This is a genomic window from [Actinomadura] parvosata subsp. kistnae, from assembly GCF_900323885.1.
In the GTDB taxonomy this organism is placed as follows: domain Bacteria; phylum Actinomycetota; class Actinomycetes; order Streptosporangiales; family Streptosporangiaceae; genus Nonomuraea; species Nonomuraea composti.
The window spans coordinates 677,374-697,834 of the sequence record NZ_OOHJ01000022.1 but is presented as its reverse complement, the minus strand read 5'-3'; the positions used below and the strand labels follow the sequence as shown (position 1 = coordinate 697,834).

General features: G+C 71.2%; 16 protein-coding genes and 1 pseudogene. 10 read left to right on the top strand and 7 right to left on the bottom strand.

Annotation, left to right across the window (positions count from 1 at the left end):
* Positions 1-83 precede the first annotated feature (83 nt).
* From KIS93_RS45925 to KIS93_RS45915, 3 genes are read left to right on the top strand one after another with little or no spacing between them, the layout of a single operon-like run.
* Complete coding sequence (locus KIS93_RS45925) at positions 84-758, top strand: DUF998 domain-containing protein (RefSeq protein ID WP_080041585.1); 675 nt, start codon at positions 84-86, stop codon at positions 756-758.
* 4 nt (positions 759-762) lie between these two features.
* Entirely contained in the window at positions 763-1,137 is a 375-nt protein-coding gene (locus KIS93_RS45920) for a YciI family protein (protein WP_080041584.1), read from the top strand.
* A gap of 13 nt (positions 1,138-1,150) precedes the next feature.
* Positions 1,151-2,407 (top strand): RNA polymerase sigma factor, encoded by a 1,257-nt coding sequence (locus tag KIS93_RS45915; protein WP_080041583.1) that lies wholly within the window; start codon positions 1,151-1,153, stop codon positions 2,405-2,407.
* 16 nt (positions 2,408-2,423) lie between these two features.
* Here KIS93_RS45915 and KIS93_RS45910 read toward each other — a convergent pair whose 3' ends face one another.
* On the bottom strand, positions 2,424-3,881 hold the full coding sequence (locus KIS93_RS45910; RefSeq protein ID WP_080041582.1) for an ATP-binding protein: 1,458 nt from the start codon (positions 3,879-3,881) through the stop codon (positions 2,424-2,426).
* Between the two features lie 64 nt (positions 3,882-3,945).
* Positions 3,946-5,475 (bottom strand): annotated as a pseudogene (locus KIS93_RS45905) (MFS transporter); the annotation flags it as partial.
* A 140-nt stretch (positions 5,476-5,615) separates the two neighbouring features.
* Between KIS93_RS45905 and KIS93_RS45900 the strand changes: the two are divergent.
* The 6 genes from KIS93_RS45900 (at position 5,616) to KIS93_RS45875 (ending at position 13,563) form a co-directional block, all read left to right on the top strand.
* On the top strand, positions 5,616-6,452 hold the full coding sequence (locus tag KIS93_RS45900; RefSeq protein WP_080041580.1) for an amidohydrolase family protein: 837 nt from the start codon (positions 5,616-5,618) through the stop codon (positions 6,450-6,452).
* 204 nt (positions 6,453-6,656) lie between these two features.
* Positions 6,657-7,565, top strand: a complete 909-nt coding sequence (locus KIS93_RS45895; protein ID WP_080041579.1) for an SDR family oxidoreductase — start codon at positions 6,657-6,659, stop codon at positions 7,563-7,565.
* A gap of 401 nt (positions 7,566-7,966) precedes the next feature.
* Positions 7,967-8,944: an ABC transporter permease gene (locus KIS93_RS45890; protein WP_080041578.1), complete on the top strand. Its 978-nt coding sequence runs from the start codon at positions 7,967-7,969 to the stop codon at positions 8,942-8,944.
* Position 8,945: 1 nt separating this feature from the next.
* Positions 8,946-9,785 carry an ABC transporter permease gene (locus KIS93_RS45885; protein ID WP_080041577.1) on the top strand — a complete coding sequence of 280 codons (840 nt, stop codon included), beginning with the start codon at positions 8,946-8,948 and terminating at the stop codon, positions 9,783-9,785.
* Complete coding sequence (locus KIS93_RS45880) at positions 9,782-11,851, top strand: ABC transporter ATP-binding protein (protein ID WP_080041576.1); 2,070 nt, start codon at positions 9,782-9,784, stop codon at positions 11,849-11,851. The genes KIS93_RS45885 and KIS93_RS45880 overlap by 4 nt, the downstream gene beginning before the upstream one ends.
* Positions 11,848-13,563 carry an ABC transporter family substrate-binding protein gene (locus tag KIS93_RS45875; protein WP_080041574.1) on the top strand — a complete coding sequence of 572 codons (1,716 nt, stop codon included), beginning with the start codon at positions 11,848-11,850 and terminating at the stop codon, positions 13,561-13,563. Before KIS93_RS45880 ends, KIS93_RS45875 begins: the two co-directional genes overlap by 4 nt.
* Positions 13,564-13,619: 56 nt before the next feature.
* Here the strand turns inward: KIS93_RS45875 and KIS93_RS45870 are convergent, their stop codons facing one another.
* From KIS93_RS45870 to KIS93_RS45860, 3 genes are all read right to left on the bottom strand, one after another.
* Positions 13,620-14,033 carry a peptidase inhibitor family I36 protein gene (locus KIS93_RS45870; protein ID WP_080041572.1) on the bottom strand — a complete coding sequence of 138 codons (414 nt, stop codon included), beginning with the start codon at positions 14,031-14,033 and terminating at the stop codon, positions 13,620-13,622.
* 69 nt (positions 14,034-14,102) lie between these two features.
* Entirely contained in the window at positions 14,103-14,945 is an 843-nt protein-coding gene (locus KIS93_RS45865; RefSeq protein ID WP_080041571.1) for an NAD(P)H-binding protein, read from the bottom strand.
* Positions 14,946-14,999: 54 nt separating this feature from the next.
* Positions 15,000-16,028 carry a saccharopine dehydrogenase NADP-binding domain-containing protein gene (locus KIS93_RS45860; RefSeq protein ID WP_080041569.1) on the bottom strand — a complete coding sequence of 343 codons (1,029 nt, stop codon included), beginning with the start codon at positions 16,026-16,028 and terminating at the stop codon, positions 15,000-15,002.
* An 80-nt stretch (positions 16,029-16,108) separates the two neighbouring features.
* Here KIS93_RS45860 and KIS93_RS45855 point away from each other — a divergent pair, with 80 nt between their 5' ends.
* On the top strand, positions 16,109-16,729 hold the full coding sequence (locus KIS93_RS45855) for a TetR/AcrR family transcriptional regulator (protein WP_080041568.1): 621 nt from the start codon (positions 16,109-16,111) through the stop codon (positions 16,727-16,729).
* 45 nt (positions 16,730-16,774) lie between these two features.
* Here KIS93_RS45855 and KIS93_RS45850 read toward each other — a convergent pair whose 3' ends face one another.
* Both KIS93_RS45850 and KIS93_RS45845 read right to left on the bottom strand, forming a co-directional pair.
* Positions 16,775-19,327 carry a polysaccharide lyase 8 family protein gene (locus tag KIS93_RS45850; RefSeq protein WP_222107889.1) on the bottom strand — a complete coding sequence of 851 codons (2,553 nt, stop codon included), beginning with the start codon at positions 19,325-19,327 and terminating at the stop codon, positions 16,775-16,777.
* Positions 19,328-19,441: 114 nt separating this feature from the next.
* On the bottom strand, positions 19,442-20,437 hold the full coding sequence (locus KIS93_RS45845) for a pectate lyase family protein (RefSeq protein WP_080041567.1): 996 nt from the start codon (positions 20,435-20,437) through the stop codon (positions 19,442-19,444).
* Positions 20,438-20,461: the final 24 nt, after the last annotated feature.

Here is a 20,461-nt window from a genome sequence, read left to right as displayed (position 1 = left end):
TCGTGTCGAAATCCGCCCGGCTCGTTCGCCGCCTGGTCAGAGGGCCGGACCCGCCGGCCCCCGCGACCTAAAGGTGGATCACTATGACCCAGCTCGCCCGCTCCTCCTCCCGCCCGCGCCTCCTGCTCGCCTGCGGCGTCCTGGCCGGCCCCATGTACGTGACCGTTTCCCTGGCGCAGGCGTTCACCAGGGAGGGCTTCGACCTGGCCCGCCACCCCTGGAGCTACCTGGCGGGCGGCGACGTCGGCTGGATCCAGACGCTCAACTTCGTCCTCACCGCCCTGGCCACCCTCGCCGCCGCCGCCGGCCTGCGCCGGGCGCTGGCCCCGGGGCGCGGCGCCCGCTGGGCTCCCGTCCTGGTCGGGGTGTTCGGCGCGAGCCTGATCGGCGCCGCGCTCTTCCCCGCCGACCCCGCCATGGGCTTCCCCGCCGGAACGCCGGAGGGGCCCGGCACCGTCACCCTCTCCGGGATCCTGCACATGGCCGTCGGCGGCGTGGGCTTCCTGTGCGTGAGCGCGGCCTGCTACGTCATCGCCTCCCGGTACGCCCGCGACGGCCGCCAGGGCTGGGCCTGGTACTCGCGGATCACCGGCACCCTGTTCCTCGGCTCGTTCGCCGGCATCGCCGGCGGCGGCGGGATCGCGTGGGCCAACCTCCTGTTCGTCGCCGGCATCGTGGCCCTCTGGTGCTGGATGTCGCTAGTGTCGCTGGACCTGTCCCGCTCCCTCCCGGCCACCATCATCACCGAAGGGCACTGAGAGCATGCGTTACCTCGTCACCCTCAAAGTCACCGCCCAGCCCGACGGCCCGCCCCCGGCCGACCTCATGGACGCCATCATGAAGCTCGGCCAGGAGGCCACCGAGTCCGGCTCCCTGCTCGACACCGGCGGCCTGGCGCCCAGCTCCGAAGGCGCGCGGGTCGAGATCAGCGGCGGCCGGCTGATCGTCAGCGACGGCCCGTTCGCCGAGGCCAAGGAAATGATCAGCTACGCCCTGTACGAGGTGCGGAGCAAGGAGGAGGCCGTCGAGTGGGCCTCCCGGTTCGTCCGGCTGCACCGCGACCTGTGGCCGGGCTGGGAGGGCGAGGCCGACGTGCTGCGGCTGTTCGGGCCGGCGGACTTCGCGCCGCCCGCCTGATATTCAAGGACGCATGACGGTAGCCGATACCCACCGGGCGGTCGAAGCGGTCTGGCGCATCGAGTCCGCCCGGGTCATCGCCGCGCTGGCCCGCATGGCCGGCGACATCGGGCTGGCCGAGGAGCTGGCCCAGGACGCCCTGGTGGCGGCGCTGGAGGAATGGCCGCGCACCGGCGTACCGGACAATCCGGGCGCCTGGCTGACGCAGACCGCCAAGCACCGCGCGATCGACCAGTTCCGCCGCCGCGACACCTACCAGCGCAAGCTCGAACAGATCGGCCGTGACATGGAACTGCGCCAGGAGTGGGCGGAAGCCGACCTCGACGACCACATCGGCGACGACCTGCTCCGCCTGATCTTCACCGCCTGCCACCCCCAGCTCCCGGTCGAGGGACGGCTCGCGCTCACCCTCCGGCTGCTCGGCGGCCTGACCACCGCCGAGATCGCGCGCGCCTTCCTCGCCCCCGAGCCCACCGTCGGCCAGCGCATCTCCCGCGCCAAGCGCACGCTCGCCGACAAGAGGATCCCCATCGAGCTGCCCCCGCCCGCCGAGCTGCCCGCCCGGCTGGCCTCCGTCCTCGAAGTCATCTACCTGATCTTCAACGAGGGGTACGCGGCCGGCGCCGGCCCCGACTGGACCCGCCCCGACCTCTGCCAGGAGGCGATGCGCCTCGGCCGCGTGCTGGCCGGCCTCATGCCCGCCGAGCCCGAGGTGCACGGCCTGCTGGCCCTCATGGAGCTCCAGGCGTCCCGCCTCCCCGCCAGGACGGCCCCCGACGGCACCCCGATCCTCCTCCCCGACCAGGACCGCAGCCGCTGGGACCACCTCCTCGTCCGCCGCGGCCTCGACGGCCTGCGCCGCGCCGAGGAGCTGGGCACGCTCGGCCCGTACGGACTCCAGGCCGCCATCGCCGCCTGCCACGCCCGCGCCCGCACCCCGCAGGCCACCGACTGGCCCAGGATCGCCGCCCTCTACCGGCTCCTGGCCCACCTCACCCCCTCACCCGTCGTGGAGCTGAACCGGGCGGTCGCCGTCGGCATGGCCGACGGCCCCGCCGCGGGGCTGGCACTCGCCGACACCCTCCTGACCGAGCGCACGCTGCGCCACTACGCCCACCTGCCCGCCGTCCGCGGCGACCTGCTGGCCAAGCTCGGCCGCTCGGAAGAGGCCGCCGCCGAGTTCCGCCGCGCGGCGGAGCTGACCCGCAACGACCGCGAGCGCGAGCTGTTCCTGGCCCGCGCCACCACCCTCGACCAGGCAGCCACGTAGCGGCGGGCCAGAGGTCTCAGGCGTAGAGGCGTTCCGGCGTGACCAGCATGAGCTCGTCGCCCTCCGCGGCCAGCAGGTCCGCGGTGAACCCCGCGGCGCTGTAGCAGGCCAGCCGGGTCGATCGGGTGTCGTAACCCCGTGCCGCGAGCAGGTCGCGGACGCGGCGGAGCCGCTCGACGTGCCCCTCGCACATGGTGTCTCCCCATGTGACCTCGCCGAGGGAGAGCACCTTGCGAGGCCCGCCGTCCGGCTCTCCGAGGACCACCACGTCCACCTCGTGACTGGTCCGGCGCTGGGGATCGTTGACGACCCCGTGCCCGACCTCACCCGGTACGCCGCCGAAGGCTTCGGCGCCCGCGACATCGGCGGCCCAGGTGCGGCAGATCTCTTCGAAGTGCGGACCCACCACCTGGCTCAGGAACCGATCGCGGCTGCGCTGCCACACCTCGGTGGCGCGCCGCCGCTCCAGCTCCCGCCAGGCCGGGCGCATCACCGCGTGGTAGAAGGTGATCAGCGGCTCCGTGATCCGGTAGAGCGGGCGGGCCGCGCGCAGCATGTCGGGCGACTTGGCCAGCAGACCGGCGTCCTCCAGGACGGTGAGCGGATGACTGATCTCCGTGGACTTGCGGCCGATGTAACCCGCGATGCCGCCCCGCGAGGCGTTCCCCTCCGCCACCGCCGCCAGGACCGAGTGGTACAGGGCTCCGTCGTGCAGGTCCGGCTCCTCCGCGAGGAGATAACGGGCCTCCCGGAACAGCGGCCGCGCCGGATTGAGTACCGCTCGCCGGACCCAGTCGTCGAAATCGTCGAGGGACCGGGGCGTGTCATCGCGTACGTACTCGCGGCGGTAGGCGGGTGTCCCGCCGACGACGGCATGCGTGAGCAGCGCCAGCCTGGGGTCGCTGATCTGCCAGAACTCGGCGGCCAGCCGATAGTCCAGGGTGGGCACGATCAGCTCCAGGCCCGCCCGCCCACGCAGGGGAGCGTTCCCGGCCAGCAAGCCGCCCATGAACGTGAGAGCGGAGCCGCACAGGATCAGCCGGATCGGTGACCCTCCCTTGCGCCGGCGCAGATCGAGGGCGGCCTGGAGCACCGACGGAAGCTCGGGGGAGACCTTGACCAGATAGGGGAACTCGTCGATGACCACGGGCAGCGGCGACGACGTCTTCAGGTCGAGGATCGCTTCGATGACCGCGCGCCAGGAGGTGAAGTGCAGCGGGGCCGGGCTGGCGAGCCGGGCGGCCAGTTGCTCGCCGATGAGATGGAAGTGCTCGGCGGGAAGCGCCTCGGTGCCTTCGATGTAGATGCCGCCGGCCGCGTCGCAGAGTGAGCCGAGCAAGAGGGTCTTGCCCTGGCGTCGCCTTCCTGACACCACGCCCAGCGTCGGGTACGGGGACGGGTCGTTGATGAAGTCGACCAGCTCGGCCCACTCCACTTCGCGGTCGAAGATCTCGCACGGTTTGTCGACGCCCATCCGAACAATATAGAAGTCGATTTATTATAAGTCGAGTTCAATATTGCCGGATGTGCTCGATCTGTCAGGAAGCGGGGGAAATGTCGGCGCCACGTGCTTCTCCGAGCGGGGCTTCTGCGGTGGAGGTCGACGGGCGCATGGTGGGGATCAGTACGGCCAGGCCGGTGAAGATGACCGCCGCCACGGCGCCGTTGACGTGCAGGCCGGCTGTGAACGCCGTCCGGGCGGTGTCCAGCAGGACCGCGGCCTGCTCGGCGGGGAGTCGCGCGGCGGCGGCGATCGCGCCCGCCAGGGAGTCGGTGGTGGTGGGGGTGCCGTCCATGTGGCTGCGGTAGACGATCGCGGCCACCACGCCGAGCAGGGCGAAGCCGAGCGAGCCGCCGAAGTAGTTGCCGGTCTCCGACAGGGCCGCGGCCGAGCCGGCGCGCTCCGGCGGTACGGAGCCGACGATCAGGCCGGTGCCCAGCGCGAACAGGGGGCCGGTGCCCAGGGCCAGGACGGTGATGCCGGTCATCACCAGGGGGAGGGCGGTGGGCCCGTCCGTGCCGACGAAGATCAGCAGGAGGCTGCCCAGGGCCGACACCACGAGGCCGCCGGCGATCGCGGAGGTGGGGCTCGTCCGGCGGGCCAGCGCGGGGGCGAGCATGGTGCCGGCGGCCGTGCCGAGGCCCATGGGGGCGAACAGGATCGCCGACAGGACCGGCGAGAAGCCCAGCACGCTCTGCAGGTACTGGGTCACCAGCAGGCCGGTGCCGGCCATCGCGATGCCGGCGAAGACGAGCGCGACGATCACGGCCGTGAACGGACGGTTGCGGAACAGCCGCAGGTCCAGCAGCGGCGACTCCAGGCGCAACTGACGGCGGACGAACACGAAACCGAGGGCGGCACCCGCGGCCAGCGCCACCGCGGGCCCCACCGGGACGTCCTCGACGGTGAGCTGCTTGATCCCGTACACCATCAGGAGCACCGCCGCGAGCGACAGCCCGACGCTGGCCGGGTCCAGCCGCCCGGCCCGGCCGCCCCGGAACTCCGGCAGCAGGACCGGCCCGGCGAGCAGCAGCACCGCCATCGCGGGCACGGCCACCAGGAACACCGAGCCCCACCAGAAGTACTGCAGCAGGAACCCGGCCAGCACCGGGCCGAGCGCGCCGCCGGTGAACTGGCAGGTCGCCCAGATGGCGATGGCCCGGCCGCGCTGCCGCCCGTCCGGGAACATGTTGGTGATCAGGGCGAGAGTGGACGGCATCAGCGTCGCCCCAGCCACCCCCAGCAGGGCCCGCGCGACGATCAGCATCACCGGGCTGGTCGAGCACGCGGCCACGACCGACAGCACCGCGAACGCCGCCGCCCCGATCATCAGCAGCCGCCGGCGGCCGATCCGGTCGCCGAGCGTGCCCATCGTGATGACCAGGCCGGCCACCATGAACCCGTAGGCGTCACTGATCCACAACTGCTCGACGCCGCCGGCGCCCAGGTCGGCGCTCAGCTGCGGCAGCGCGAGGAACAACGCCGTCATGTCCATCGCGACGAGCAAGGTCGGCAGCAGGAGCACGACCAGCCCCCACCACGCTCGATTGGTTCCCATGTCCAAGAACTCCCTGGTCTCTTGACGTTTCGCACGTTGGTCGGAGCGGGCGGGAGCTTTTCGACATGGGGCCGGTCACGGTCGCGGGCACGGCTCGCCGGGTGTGGCCGTCGTTCGCCACTGTTGATCACTCTTACCGGATACATAGGATGTCTGCCGTGAATCGCATCGATGCCCACCACCACGTCTGGGACCTGTCCGCCCGCCCCCACGCCTGGCTCGACGGCGACAGGATGGCGCCGGTCCGCCGCACGTACACGCTCGACGACCTCGCCGGGCCCGCCTCCGCCGCCGGGGTGACCGGTACCGTGCTGGTCCAGGTGCTGGCCGACCTGGAGGAGACCCGCGAGTTCCTGACCCTGGCCGCCGGGTCCGACCTGGTCGCCGGAGTGGTCGGATGGGTCGACCTGACCTCGCCCGACGCCGCCGACACGCTCGCCGCGCTGCCGGCCGGGCTGGTGGGTGTGCGGCACGGCGTGCAGTCCGAGGCCGACCCCGCCTGGCTCAACCGGCCCGACGTGCGCCGCGGGCTGGCCGCCGTGGCCGCCGCCGGGCTCGCCTACGACCTGCTGACGCTGCCGCACCAGCTGCCCGCCGCCGTCGACACGGTGGCCGCGCTGCCCGAGCTGACGTTCGTGCTCGACCACCTGTCCAAGCCGCCGATCGCCTCCGGGGAGCTGGAGCCGTGGCGCGGCCGGATCAGGGAGCTGGCCGCGTACCCGAACGTCTTCTGCAAGCTGTCGGGCATGGTCACCGAGGCCGACTGGGAGTCGTGGCGGGTGGCCGACCTGCGGCCGTACGCCGAGGTGGTGCTGGAGGAGTTCGGCCCTTCACGGGTGATGTTCGGCTCCGACTGGCCCGTCTGCCTGCTCGCGGCCGGGTACGACCAGGTCGTTTCGGCCGCGGACGAGCTGTGCGCCGGGCTGTCGGAGAGCGAGCGGGAGGAGGTGTTCGCCGGGACGGCGCGGCGGGCGTACAAGCTCTAGGAGGAGCGCGAGCCGACAGAGCGTCCGCTACGACCGGGGGAGTAGGGGGCGCGGTCGGCCGCACCCGCCGGGAGTAGGGCCTGGGTGGTGTCCCCAGTCCCCGGGGCGCAGGTGGAGGCGCGCCCCGGGCCCGATGCCGTGTCCCCTCGTGCAGGGCACTGTGGGTGGGAGAGGACGGACCCCACCCCACGAGGGAGCGCAGTCATGAGATTTCCGGATCTGCAGGGCAAAGTGGCGCTGGTGACCGGCGGTTCTGGTGGCATCGGCAAGGAGACCGCCCGGGTGCTGGCCGAGCAGGGCATGAAGGTCGTCGTCAACGGCCGCGACCCGGCCGCCCTCGCCTCCGCCGTGGAACACGCCGCACAGCACGCCGTTCAGGATGCCGGACAGCACGCCGACCAGGGCGCTGCACAGCACGCCGACCAGGGCGTCGAGCAGGGCGTCGAGCAGGGCGCCGAGCAGGGCGTCGAGCAGGGCGTCGAGCAGGGCGCCGGACAGCGGGCCGGAGGATCAGGTGAGGTGATCGGGATCGGGGCCGACACCACCGACTTCGCCGCCATCGAGGCCATGCGCGTGGAGACCGAGCGGCGTCTCGGCCCCGTGGACGTGCTGGCGATCTTCGCGGGCGGCGGCACGGGTGGCCGGCCGCGGCCGATCGACGAGCTTCCCGAGGAGGACTGGCAGGCCACCGTGCAGGCCAACCTCACCTCGACGTACCTGGTCATCAAGAGCTTCCTGCCGGGCATGCGGGAGCGCGGCCGTGGCTCGATCATCACGATGTCGTCGCTGGCGGCCCGCACGCCCACCTCGGCTTCCATCGCGTACACGGCGGCGAAGGCGGGCGTGATCGCGCTGACGAGGCAGCTCGCGCACGAGGTGGCCCCGGCGGGCATCCGGGTCAACGCCGTCGCGCCTTCGACGATCATGACGGATCGCCTGGAGGAGCGGATGCCGGCGGCGTTCAAGGAACGCATGCTGGCCGAGCACCCGCTCGGCCGTCTGGGGACGCCGCTGGACGTGGCCAACGTGACGGCGTTCCTCGCCTCGGACAGCGCGTCCTCGTGGCTCACGGGCCTCACGATCGACGTGGCGGGCGGCAAGTGGATGCCGTAGCCCGATGACGGCACGCACAAGCGGCGAGAGAAGATGAGCCGGACCCGCGTTACAGTGCCCCAAGTCAATATGATATGAGGGCCTTTGTAGATCGTGCAATTTATGTCCGGATTCTGTGACACAGAGGGTTATGGGAGCGGTCTCAGTGGCCCTCTGGTAAGCCGCGTTTCCGCAGGTGGAGGCCCGTGTTGACAGGGTCTCAAGTGGCTCGTTGATCTATTGTCGGTGACCTTACCGTTATATACCCCTGTTTCTGACTGTTATATTTTTGCTTATATTCTGCGCCCTGATCGCCATCCCGACATCGCGTTGTCATTTCACGATGCGAGATGGGTTTTCGTTGCGGGGGGCGCCTCTCCGAACAGGAAGGTTGCGCCTCCGGTCAGCGCGAACGGAGAGTGATGGGCAAGTACCTGCTCCGCAGGTTGGCAATAAATGTGATCCTGGTCGCCATCGCGGCCAGTCTGGCGTACATGCTCGCGGCCACCACGATGAACCCGCGGGCGGCGTACGAGGGCCGGCAACCTCCCGTGCCCGAGGCGACCATCGACGCCACACTTGATGCCTACAACCTGAACGACAAGACTCCGGTGCTCACGCGCTACGCGACCTGGGCCAAGGGGGTCGTCACCGGAGACTTCGGCAAGACCTGGAACGGCGGCTCGGTCAACCAGGAGATGGGCCGACGCGTGATGGTCAGCCTCCGGCTCCTGCTCATCGGCACGCTGCTGGGCTTCGCCCTCGGTGTGGCGCTGGGCGCGTTCTCCGCGGTGAAGCAGTACAAGCTCAGTGACCGGTTAATAGGTGTCACCTCCTTCGTGATCATGGCGATCCCGGTGTTCGTGCTCGCCACGCTGCTGGCGATCGCGACGTACAACCTGAACAGGGGGCTGGGCTTCACGCTGATCGAGTACACCGGCGAGTACAACCCGCAGTTGTCCGGATGGGACCAGTTCGTCAACCGGCTGAACCACCTCATCCTGCCGACGATCTCGCTCAGCCTCGGCTCGATCGCCTTCTACAGCCGGATCCAGCGCAACATGATGCTCGACGTGCTGGGGCAGGACTTCGTGCGCACCGCGATGGCCAAGGGCCTGCGGCGCAGGAAGGCGCTGACCAAGCACGCGCTGCGCACCGCGCTGATCCCGTCGGCGACGTACTTCGCGTTCGCGTTCGGGACGATGTTCACGGGCGCCACGTTCACGGAGAAGATCTTCAACTGGCACGGCATGGGTGCCTGGCTGGTCGACTCGATCAACCAGAACGACGTGAACTCGGTGGCCGCGGTGACGTTCTTCGCGGCGGTGTGCGTGCTCGCGGCGGCGTTCCTGTCGGACCTGCTGGTCGCGGCCCTCGATCCTCGGGTGCGGGTGAGCTGAGATGCGCTCGAAAGTCGTCTTCAGGCGCCTGCTGCGCAACAAGCAGGCCCGTTACGGGTTCATCGCGCTGCTCCTGCTGGTGGCGCTGGCGTACGTCGGGCCGTACTTCGGCGCGTACGACTGGCAGGAGAAGGACTTCATGGCCTTCATGTCGGCTCCCGACGCCGACCACTGGTGGGGCACCACCTCGATCGGCCAGGACATGTACGCCGTCACCCTGCGCGGCATGCAGAAGTCGATCATCATCGGCCTGCTCGTCGCGGTGATCTCCACCGGCGTGGCCGCGATCGTGGGCGCGTTCGCCGGATATTTCGGTGGCTGGGTGGACAAGGTCCTCATGTGGGGCGTGGACCTGCTGCTCGTCCTGCCGAGCTTCCTGATCATCGCGATCATCTCCCCGAAGCTCAGGGACGGCACCTGGTGGTGGTTCGTGGTGCTGCTCGCCGCGTTCTCCTGGATGATCACCTCCAGGGTGGTCCGCAGCATGACGCTCTCGCTGCGCGAGCGCGAGTACGTGCTCGCCGCCGTCTACATGGGCATCCCGCGCTGGAAGATCATCCTGCGGCACATCGTCCCGAACCTGGCCTCCCTGCTGATCATCGACGCCACCCTGAACGTCAGCGGCGCCATCATCGGTGAGGCCGCGCTGTCCTTCTTCGGCTTCGGCATCCAGCCGCCGGACGTCTCGCTCGGCACGCTGATCGCGGAGGGCTCCCGCAACGCCACCGGCTACCCGTGGCTGTTCGCCTTCCCCGCCGGCCTGCTGGTCGCGCTGGTGCTCAGCGTCAACCTGATCGGCGACGGCCTGCGTGACGCACTCGACCCGGGGAGCAACTCGTGAGCATCTTGGAGGTCAGGGACCTCACCGTCACCTTCCCCGGCGGCATCGAGGCCGTGCGCGGCGTCAGCTACGAGGTCGAGCGCGGCGAGGTGCTCGGCATCGTCGGCGAGTCGGGCTCCGGCAAGTCCGTGACCTCGCTCGCCGTCATGGGCCTGCTGCCGCAGAACGCCGTGGTCAGTGGCTCGGTGAAGCTGCACGGCCGCGAGCTGCTCGGCATGAAGGAAGACGAGCTGGTCAAGGTGCGCGGCAAGGCCATCAGCATGATCTTCCAGGATCCGCTGTCGGCCTTCACGCCCGTCTACACGATCGGCGACCAGATCGCCGAGGCCGTCCGCGTCCACCAGAAGATGGCCAAGGACAAGGCCGCCAAGCGCGCCGTCGAGCTGCTCGACCTCGTCGGCATCCCCAACCCGAACCTGCGGGCCAAGGCGTTCCCGCACGAGTTCTCCGGCGGCATGCGGCAGCGCGCGATGATCGCCATGGCCATCGCCAACGACCCCGACCTGCTCATCTGCGACGAGCCGACCACCGCGCTCGACGTCACCATCCAGGCGCAGGTCCTGGAGGTGCTCAAGACCGCGCAGCGGGAGACCGGCGCCGGCATCGTGATGATCACCCACGACCTGGGCGTCATCGCCGGCATGGCCGACCGGGTGCTCGTCATGTACGCGGGCCGCCCGGTCGAGCAGGGGCCGGTGGACGACATCTACTACCGGCCGCGCATGCCGTACACGATGGGGCTGCTCGCCTCGATCCCCCGGGTGGACGGCGAGGAGGGGCCGCTCGTGCCCATCGAGGGCAACCCGCCCTCGCCCGCCTCGCTGCCGCCGGGCTGCCCGTTCGCGCCGCGCTGCCCCATGAAGGTGGACATGTGCGACGACGAGGAGCCGCCGCTGACGCCGTTCGGCGGCGGGCGCCACGTCGCCTGCATCCGCGCGCACGAGATCGAGCACAAGGGGCTCACGGGCGCCGACGTGTTCCCGGTGCCGGTCATCCCGCCGAGCGACGTCGTCCGCGTGCCGCGCACCGAGCGCGCCACCGTGCTGGAGCTCGACGGCATGAAGAAGCACTACCCGCTGATGAAGGGCGCGATCTTCAAGCGCCGCGTCGGCACCGTGTTCGCGGTGGACGGCATCAGCTTCGACATCGCCGAGGGCGAGACGCTGGCCCTGGTCGGCGAGTCGGGCTGCGGCAAGACCACCACGCTGCAGCAGATCATGCAGCTCGAACCGCCGCAGGACGGCCGGGTCGTCGTGCTCGGCAAGGACAGCGCCAAGCTGGACAAGACCGCGCGCAAGGCGCTGCGCGGGGACCTGCAGATCGTCTTCCAGGACCCGATGGCCGCGCTCGACCCGCGCATGCCGGTCGGCGACATCATCGCCGAGCCGCTGCGCGCGCACGGCAGGAAGGACGTGGCCGCCAAGGTCGCCGAGCTGCTGCGGCTCGTCGGCCTGGCGCCGGAGCACGCCGAGCGTTACCCGCAGCAGTTCTCCGGAGGCCAGCGCCAGCGCATCGGCATCGCCCGCGCGCTGGCCCTGGAGCCGAAGCTGCTGGTGCTGGACGAGCCCGTGTCGGCGCTCGACGTCTCCATCCAGGCAGGCGTGATCAACCTGCTGGAGGAGCTGAAGAACAGGCTGGGCCTGTCCTACCTGTTCGTGGCGCACGACCTGGCCGTGGTCCGGCACCTGGCCGATCGTGTGGCCGTCATGTACCTGGGCAGGATCGCCGAGATCGGGGCGGTCGCGAACGTCTACGACCGTCCCGCGCACCCCTACACGCAGGCGCTGCTGTCGGCGATCCCGCTGCCCGACCCCGAGATGGAACGCACCCGCAAGCGGATCCTGCTCGAAGGCGACCTGCCCAGCCCGGCCGACCCGCCGTCTGGATGCAGGTTCCGCACCCGCTGCCCCAAGTTCGCCCGGCTCAGCGAGGCCGAGCGCCGGCGGTGTGTGGACGAGGAGCCCTCGGTTGCCCGGCTGGCGAACGTCGTCGATCACGGCGCCGCCTGCCACTACGCGGAGGAGATCGAGGTCATCACGGCCTCGGATAATCAGGAGGAAGAGTGAAGGTTCGTTACCGTGCGGCCGCTGGGCTGGCGGTCCTGGCCCTGGCCGTGGCCGCTTGTGGCGGAGGCGGCGGTTCGCAGAACAAGCAGCCGAACGCCGAGCAGTCGAAGCAGGCTCAGGAGCAGATGGCGTCCACGCCGTCGGTCGCCATCAACCCCGTTCCGTACGAGCAGGTGAAGGACGGGGGCACCTTCACCCTCTCCATCGGCCAGTGGCCGACCCAGTGGAACGGCAACCACGTCGACGGCAACCAGCGCGACACCGCCGTCATGCTCGACCCGATCATGCCGCAGCTCATGCTGTCGGACGAGAACGCGGAGTTCACGCCGAACCCCGACTACGTCACCGACATCAAGAACGAGACCAAGGACGGCAAGCAGGTCGTCACCTACACGCTCAACGAGAAGGCCACGTGGTCGGACGGCACGCCGATCACGTACAAGGACCTTCAGGCGGAGTGGAAGGCCAACAACGGCGAGAACAAGAAGTTCAAGCCGGCCTCCACCGACGGCTGGGACAAGATCGAGTCGATCGAGAAGGGCGACTCGGACAAGGTCGCGGTCGTCACCTTCAAGGAGCCGTACCTCGAGTGGCAGGGCCTGTTCACCCGGGCCACCTCGTGGCTGTTCCCGGCCGAGCACATGGGCTCGCCCGAGGCGGTCGAGAAGGACTACCTGCAGAAGATCCCGGTCACCGCGGGCCCGTTCAAGGTCGAGTCCATCGACGAGGGCACCAAGACGCTCACGCTCGTGCGTGACGACAAGTGGTGGGGCAAGAAGGCCAAGCTCGACAAGCTGATCTTCCGTGCCATCCCCGACCCGTCCGCCGAGGTCAACGCGTTCGCCAACGGCGAGCTCGACGCCGTGGACATCCCGAGCGGCAGCCCGGCCGACCTGAAGCGGGCCAAGGAGGTGCCGAACGCCGAGATCCGCAAGGCGCTCAGCCCGAACTGGCGGCACATCACGGTCAACAACCAGAGCGAGTTCCTGAAGGACAAGTCGGTCCGCCAGGCGATCCAGTACGCGATCAACCGTGACGTGATCACGCAGTCGGACCTGAAGGACATGGAGTGGCCGATCCAGACGCTCGGCAACCACGTCTTCATGAACAACGACAAGCGCTACGTCGACAACTCCGGTGACCTCGGCAAGTACAACCTGGAGAAGGCCAAGCAGCTGCTCGACGCGGCCGGCTGGAAGCAGGAGGGCGAGGTCCGCAAGAAGGACGGCAAGGAGCTCTCGCTCGACTTCGTCATCCCGGCCTCGACGCCGACCTCGAAGACGGAGAGCGAGCTCACCCAGGCCATGCTGAAGGAGGCCGGGGTCAAGGTCGAGGTCAAGACCGTCCCGGTCGACAAGTTCTTCACCGACTTCATCATCAAGGGCGACTTCGACCTGGTGGCGTTCTCCTGGATCGGCACGCCGCTGCCGTTCGGCGGTCTGCCCCAGATCTACAAGACCGGCTCCGAGAGCAACTTCCCCAAGTCGAACGACCCGGCCGTGGACGCCGCCATCGACGCGGTCGGCAAGGCCACCGACCCGGCCAAGGCCGCCGAGCTGGCCAACGCCGCCGACAAGCTGATCTGGGACATGGTGCACACCATCCCGCTGTACCAGCTCCCGGACATCCGCGCCGTGAAGAAGACGGTCGCGAACTACGGCGCGCCCGGTTACAAGTACTTCAACTGGGGCGAGGTCGGCTTCACCTCCTGATCACCGCCGCATGAGGAAACCCCCGGCCCTTCCGGCCGGGGGTTTCTCTTTTCCGGTCAGCCGTGCGAGTCGGACACCGAGCCCTTGAACGTGGCGAAGCAGGACGGGCCGTTCGCGCCGTCGAAGCGGACGGAGTCGAAGAAGTCGCGGAAGCTGACGAAGAAGTTGCCCTTGTCGCGCGGCTGGGTCACCGCGGAGCAGCCGCCGTAGCCGGCTTCGGAGTAGAGGTGGATCCAGGAGTCGGTACGGTTCCAGTCGGACTTGGCACGGTCGGCCATGCCGAGCGCGGCCAGGTCGGGGGTGTCGGTCTTGATCTGGATGATGTCGCCGGTGCCGTCGAGGCCCGAGAACATGCAGTAGTAGCCGTCCTGGCACCGGTCGTACCCCGTGGCGGCGTGTGCCGGGGCGCCGAGGGCGGTCACGGCGGCGGCGGCCAGGGGGAGCGCCAGCAGGTGAAGCTTCTTGCCCACTCTTCCTCCATGGGTGAAACTTTCTTTCCTTGACCATACATGGCGCGATCTTGTCGGAAAAGGGGTCGGCTATCCGGCCGCGAACTCCCGCAGCGTCAGGGGAGGCCGGCCGCCATACCGCTCGATGGTCTCCGTGACCCGGTAGAGCGGGTGGTCGCCGGTGCCGATGAAGCGGAAGAGCGCCCACAGGTGGGTCAGGTGCTCGACCGCGTACGCGTCCTCGTACACGTCCATCGCCCCCGCCTCCCACTCGTCGGGCGGCACGTCCACGTACTCGACGCCGAGCGCCCGCGCCGCCTCCCCGGCGGTGGACATCTGGCCCGTCACCGGGCACACCGGGTCGGCCGGAGCCGGATCGAGCAGCAGCCCGGCCCCCACGCGGGCCACGTCCTCGGCGGCGACCAGCGGGATCCGCGTCGTGGGCGGGCCCAGCGGCAGCGCCAGCCGGCCCGCGGCGGCCACGACGACGGCCAGGTTCTCGAAGAACACCGCCGCCCGCAGGTGCACCGCGCCCACCCCGGCCCAGTCGAAGACCTGCTCCGACAGCCAGTGCCGGCGCATCCGCGGCGTGCCCGCCTCGGGCTGGGCGTCGAGCTGCGACACCTCGACGACGCGCGCCACCCCTTCCTCCTTGGCGGCGGCGGCGAACGCGGCGGTCGCGTCCATCAGGCCCGCCGTGACCGGATAGGTGAAGAACGCCCGGCTGATCCCGCGCATGGCGCGGCGGACGTCGGAGATCTCGCGCAGGTCGCCCACCACCACCTCCGCGCCCAGCTCGCGCAGCGCGGCGGCCCGGTGGTCGTCGGCGCGCACGAAGGCGCGTACCTTCTCGCCGCGCTCCAGCAGCAGCTCCACGACGTGCCGCCCGGTCGAGCCCTGCCGCCCGCCGGCCGCCCCCGTGACCAGGATCATCTCTCCTCCTCCGAAGTGGGCATGATCATCTCTCCTCCTGCAAGGTGGCCGGGATCATCTCGCCTCCTGCAAGGTGAGCCGGAACAGGCCGAGCCGCTCCAGGTCCCGCAGGAACGGCTCGGCGGGGAACGCCTCGGCCGGGCCGAAGACGCCCGGACCCGGGCCCCGCCCGCCGGCCAGCCGGACGGCCGCCTCGACCGAGGCCAGCGCGCTCATGCGCCACAGGTCCTGCCCGCGCGCCTGGCCGGCCCGGCCGCCGCCGCCCTCCGTGATCACCTGCGTGGCGACCGTGAACTGCGAGCCCGCCCTGGTCTGGGCGTCCACGTGCTCGCTGGTGAACGCCTGCTCCTCCTCGAACGTGTGCGCCGTGAGCTGCGCCTCGACCTGCCGCGCCGCCACGTGCCTGGGCACCGTGACGACCTCGGGGAACGGCACCGGCGCGATCATCGTGCGCGGCCCGAGCGGCGGCGGGAACGGGAAGACGGCGTTGCGCGGCTCCACATAGCCGACGTGCTCGGCGCCGTCGGTGTACGTGATCCGCCGGGTGTCGGCGAACAGCAGCTCGGCCGTCTTCCTGGCCCCCGTGGTCAGCCGCCAGCCGGACACCGCGTACGCGGTGATCACCCGGTCGATCCCGGTCAGGCCGGTGGCGGCGGCCCCGGCGAGCAGGTCGCCCAGCCCGCCGTAGAAGCTCATGGCCGTGACCATGGTGATGCCGGCCGCGCGGGCTGGGCCTTGCATCGCCTCGAACATCCACTTCGTGTGGTGCTGCTCGAGCGCGTGGTCCACGTAGTGGCAGCCGGCCTCGGCGGCGGCCGTGGCCAGCGCCGCGCCGGTGTCCGTGAACGGGCCCGCGCAGTGGATCAGCACGTCCGCCGAACCGGCGAGGTCGCGTAACGCGGCGGGCTCGTCGATCGCGGCCTGGTGCACGCGGGCGCCGCCCAGCTCCTCGGACAGGGTCTTGAGCCTGTTGCCGTCGCGCCCGGCCAGGACGACCTGCATGCCCCGGTCGTGCAGGTCGGCCGCCACCAGGCGGCCGGTGTGGCCGGTGGCGCCGTAGACGGCGATGTGCGGTGGTGACATGAGCGCTCCACTGAGATACTCCGAGTACGTAACTATGTTCGAAGTTACGTACCGCGAGTATGTAAGTCAACGGGAGCACGATGATCCGCCGGACCCAGGCAGAGCGTTCCGACGAGACCACGGGGCGGCTGGTGCGGGCCGCGCGGGAGCGGTTCGGCGCCGCCGGATACGCGCCCACCTCGATCGACGCGGTCGCCGCCGCCGCCGGAGTGACCAAGGGGGCCGCCTACCACCACTTCGGCGGCAAGGCGGAGCTGTTCCGGGCGGCGTTCGTGGCCGAGCTGGAGGCGGTGGACGCCAAGCTGCTCGCCGTCGCCGCCGAGGAGGACGACGTGTGGACGGCGCTGCGGCGCGGCTGCCGCACCTTCCTGGAGCACTGCCTCGACCCCGGGTTCCGGCAGATCGTGCTGCTCGACGCGCCCGCCGTCCTCGGGTGGGAGACCGTGCGGGCGATCGAGCACGATCACATGCTGCGCATCCTGCGCGACGGCCTGAGCCTGGCCGTCGCGGCCGGGCTGGCGCCGGACGGCGACCTCGACGCCCGCGCCCGGCTCGTCTTCGGCGCGCTGTGCGAGGGCGGCATGCTGCTGGCCCGCTCCGAGGAGCCGGCGGCCGACCTGCCGCGCATCGCCGCCGAGGCCGACCGCCTGCTGTCCGCCGTGGTCAGGCCGGGAGAGCGCGACCCCGGGGCCCTGCGGTAGAACGCCGGCTGGCGTCGGCCCCGGGTGATGGCGGGCCCGCGGGTGTCACGCCAGGGAGACCGTGATCTTCTGGGTGGCGCCCGCCGTGCCGCGCAGGTCGCCGAAGGTCAGGCGCAACGAGTCGCCCGTGCCGGCCGCCCGGACCGACGGTGGGGCCGACAGCACCTCGCGTACCGGGCGGTCCCAGGTGAGCGCGAGCGCGGCGGCGCCGCGCGGCGGGTCCGAGACGCAGAGCTGCGCGGTGCCGTCGGCGCGCTCGCGGACGAGCACGGACACCGGAGCGCTGGCCGCGATCCGGCCCACGCGGGCCGGCGCCCACAGGTTCGCCGCCGTCAGGCCCAGCTCCGGCACCCTGATCGCCTGCGCGTCCCGGTCGTTGGCCAGGATCCGCAGCCGGCCCCCTGCTGCCGCCCTGGCGCGGGTCGCCTGCGCGGTGGCGCCGGGCATGAGCACGTACGCGTAGGCCGCGCCGGCCGGGTCGCGGCCGTGGTCCAGCCACATCGTCAGGTAGCGGCGGGTGATCGGGTCGGGGGAGCCGCCGGCGTTCACGTCCCGCCAGGAGCCGGTCCGCGCCTCCAGCAGGAGGTGCACGTCCGCGGGGGAGGGGAAGACGTAGCCGGCGTGGCCGGGCACGTGCATCCAGGTGACCCCGGCCCGCCGTCCCCGCGCGGCGCCCGCCCACCCGTGGCCGCCGGCCTTCGCCGCCTCAGTGTTCCAGCGCTCGCCGTTCACCCGGACGGCGGCCTCGCCGCGCGCCCCCAGATTGCGGTTGTCCACCACGGTCTCCACCGGCGCCCCGTCCGCGCACGTGATGCCGGCCCCGAGGCACACCACGCAGTCGTCCAGGAAGAACCACGCCTTCCTGGCCGTCAGCGTGCCGCCCAGCCCCCGCAGGTCCTGCCCCACCGCGGCGAACTCCCCGTCCGTCGTCCCGCCCACCCAGGCGGCGTCCGGACGCGGCAGCCCCCACGCGCCGCCCTCGCCGTCGGCCAGCCGCCGCGCCGACACGGTGATCCCCGGCAGCCGGTACGGGTCCGCCGTCGCCCAGAACGCGTCCGCGTACTGGTCGGCCCCGAACCCGTCGCCCCACCACGACAGCCAGCCGGCGCCCGTGTGCCAGCCCCGCGCGTTCTCGCCGTTGCCGTACTCGTAGTGCGCCACCCGCCGCGACGCCATGCTCACCGAGGCCGCCCAGCCGGGCCGCCGGTGCACCGCGCGATCCATGCTGGGGAACAGCCGGTGCCCCACCGGCTCGGCCGCCGCCTGCCCCTTCCCGCCGGACACGGCCAGGAGCCTCGCCGTACGGGCGACGCCCAGCGACCGGTTCGCGGCCACCGGCCGTCCCCGCTCCAGCCAGCCCTTCACCATGGCCCGCCAGCGCTCCCCGCGCTCGCCCCCGGCCACCTCCGCCAGCAGCGCGATCGAGGCGAGCATGCCCTGCGCCCGCGTGTGGTCGCTCTGGCCGGCCCGGCTGATGCCGCGCCCGGCCACGTTGTCCATGAGCAGCCCGTTGTAGACGAACGGCGCGACCGCCTCGTCCACCGTCCCCAGGAACGCCCTCAGCTCGGGTCCGTCCAGGTCCCAGGCGGTGCCGCGCAGCAGCGCGCCCAGCATCGCGACGCCGCTGAACAGCGCCGTGCCGTAACCGCCGATGTAGGGGACGTAGCGGTGCTGGATGAAGGAGCCGTCGGCGTAGAAGCCGTCGCCCTCGGTGACCGGGACGAACACGGGGGTCAGCGCGTCCCTGGCGAGCTGGATGCGCGCGCCGTCGCCGCCGAGGACGCCGCGCAGCGCCAGCACCCGGCACAGGTCCACCCGGTTGGCGCCCGTGCTGCTGCCCGTGTAGCTGCCCACCGCCGAGCCCGGCACGAACGCGTCCACCGCCGCGCAGCACGCCGCCGCCCTGCGGCCGCTCGTCTGGCTCGACATGAGCAGGGCCGTGTCCAGCAGCGCCTGCGGGCCGCCGATCTGCCAGTGCCACCAGTTGCCGTACGGGGTGGTGCCGGGGCGGTAGACGTCGGCCAGCAGGTGGTCCAGGCCCGCCAGCACGGCCCGGCCCAGCGCGGCGTCGCCGGTCACGCCGGTGCCGGGCTGCGCGTACGCCTCGGCCATCACCCTCAGCCGGGTGAAGCTCTCGTGCAGGTTGCCCGACAACGCGCCCAGGTCGGCGGGCGCGCCCGCTTGGACGAGGTCGTGCTGCTGGGTGATCCCGATCCCCGCAGGGCCGGCGTAGGCGAGTTCGTGGTGCCTGATCCCGATCGCGGCCGGCGCCATGGAGGCGAGGCCGTGCCGCTGGGCGATCCCGATCGCGGGCGGGCCCGCGTAGGGCAGGCCGCGCCAGAGCGCACCCGGTCGCGGGCGCATCGACTCCCCGTGCCGGGACGCCGCCCGGCCGAGCTCCGCCAGCCCGCTCCGGTACGGCTCCGCGCCGCGGTCGAAGCCCTCGCCGAGCAGCAGGGCCCGCCACCGGGCCCGCAGGTCCGCGGGCCGCGCGGCCGCCTCGGCCGGGCCGGGAGGCATCCCGGTGGCGAGCCCGGTGCCCAGTGCCGCCCCGCCGGCCGCGCGCAGGAGGGCGCGCCGTGTCCATCCACCCGACATGAGCTCCCCCGAGGCCGGTCGTGTTGCCGCTGCTTGCGGACATCGGGCACGTTATCGGGCGCACTTGCGGTGGACCGGGACGACTTCAGTGGTGTTGATCGACTGATGACGGTTTCATGCCCCTATCAGCGCCGTCGGCGTGATCTTCCCGTAACCGGCGCCCGCCCGGACCGCCGCCGGGACCGTCTGCGGCGGGTCGAGGGTGTAGGAGTAGTACGTGCGCGGCTCGACCACGGTGCCCGCCACCTCGGGCGCTCCCGAGCCCACGAAGATGTTGTCGCGCTGCACGGCCCGGCCGGGGCCGCTGTCGCCGTACCCACTGGCCGAGTAGAGCGGGTGCGGCACGTTCTCGAAGTAGTTGCCCTCGACGACGGCGCCGGCGTTCTCGGTCGAGGCCACCCCGTACAACTCGTTGCCCAGGAAGTAGTTGTTGTAGACGTGCACCGGCTCGCCGAAGCGGATGCGCGGGTGCCGCTGCCTGCTGTGGTCGAAGAAGTTGTGGTGGATGCTCACCTTGAGGTGGCCGACGTCGGTGCCGGCGGCGCCGTCGGAGTGGCTGATCAGCATCGACTTGTCGGAGTGGTCGAAGTGGTTCCAGGAGACGGTGACGTAGTCGGCGCCCCGGACGATGTCGACCGATCCGTCCACGGCGCCGGAGAAGGTGTTGTGGTCGATCCAGATGTGGTGGGAGTTCTGGCCGATGTTGATCGCGTCGTCCTCCGCGTCGGTGAAGCGGAGGTTGCGCACGATCACGTTGTACGACCGGTAGAAGTCGAGGCCGCCGCCGGTGATGTGGCCGGTGGTGCCGACGCCGACGATCGTCTTGTTGGGGCGTACGCCCTGCTTGCTCTCGATCTCGATCGTGCCCGACACCCGGATGGTGAGGGGTTCGAGGCTGTCGATGTAGTCCAGGAACTGCTCGGCGTCGGTCGCGGTCACGGTCCTGCCGCCGGCGCCGCCGGTGGTGCCGTTCTGGCCGAGCGCGTTGACGGCGGCGAACCCGGTGGGGGCGTCGGCCACCGCCCGGGCCTGCGCCCCGGCCGGTTGCAGGAGGAGGGCGGCCGCGAGGACGGCGACCCAGAGCGAGGGGCGTGACGCGGTGAAGGACATGGTGCTCTCCGCATGGTCTCCGGT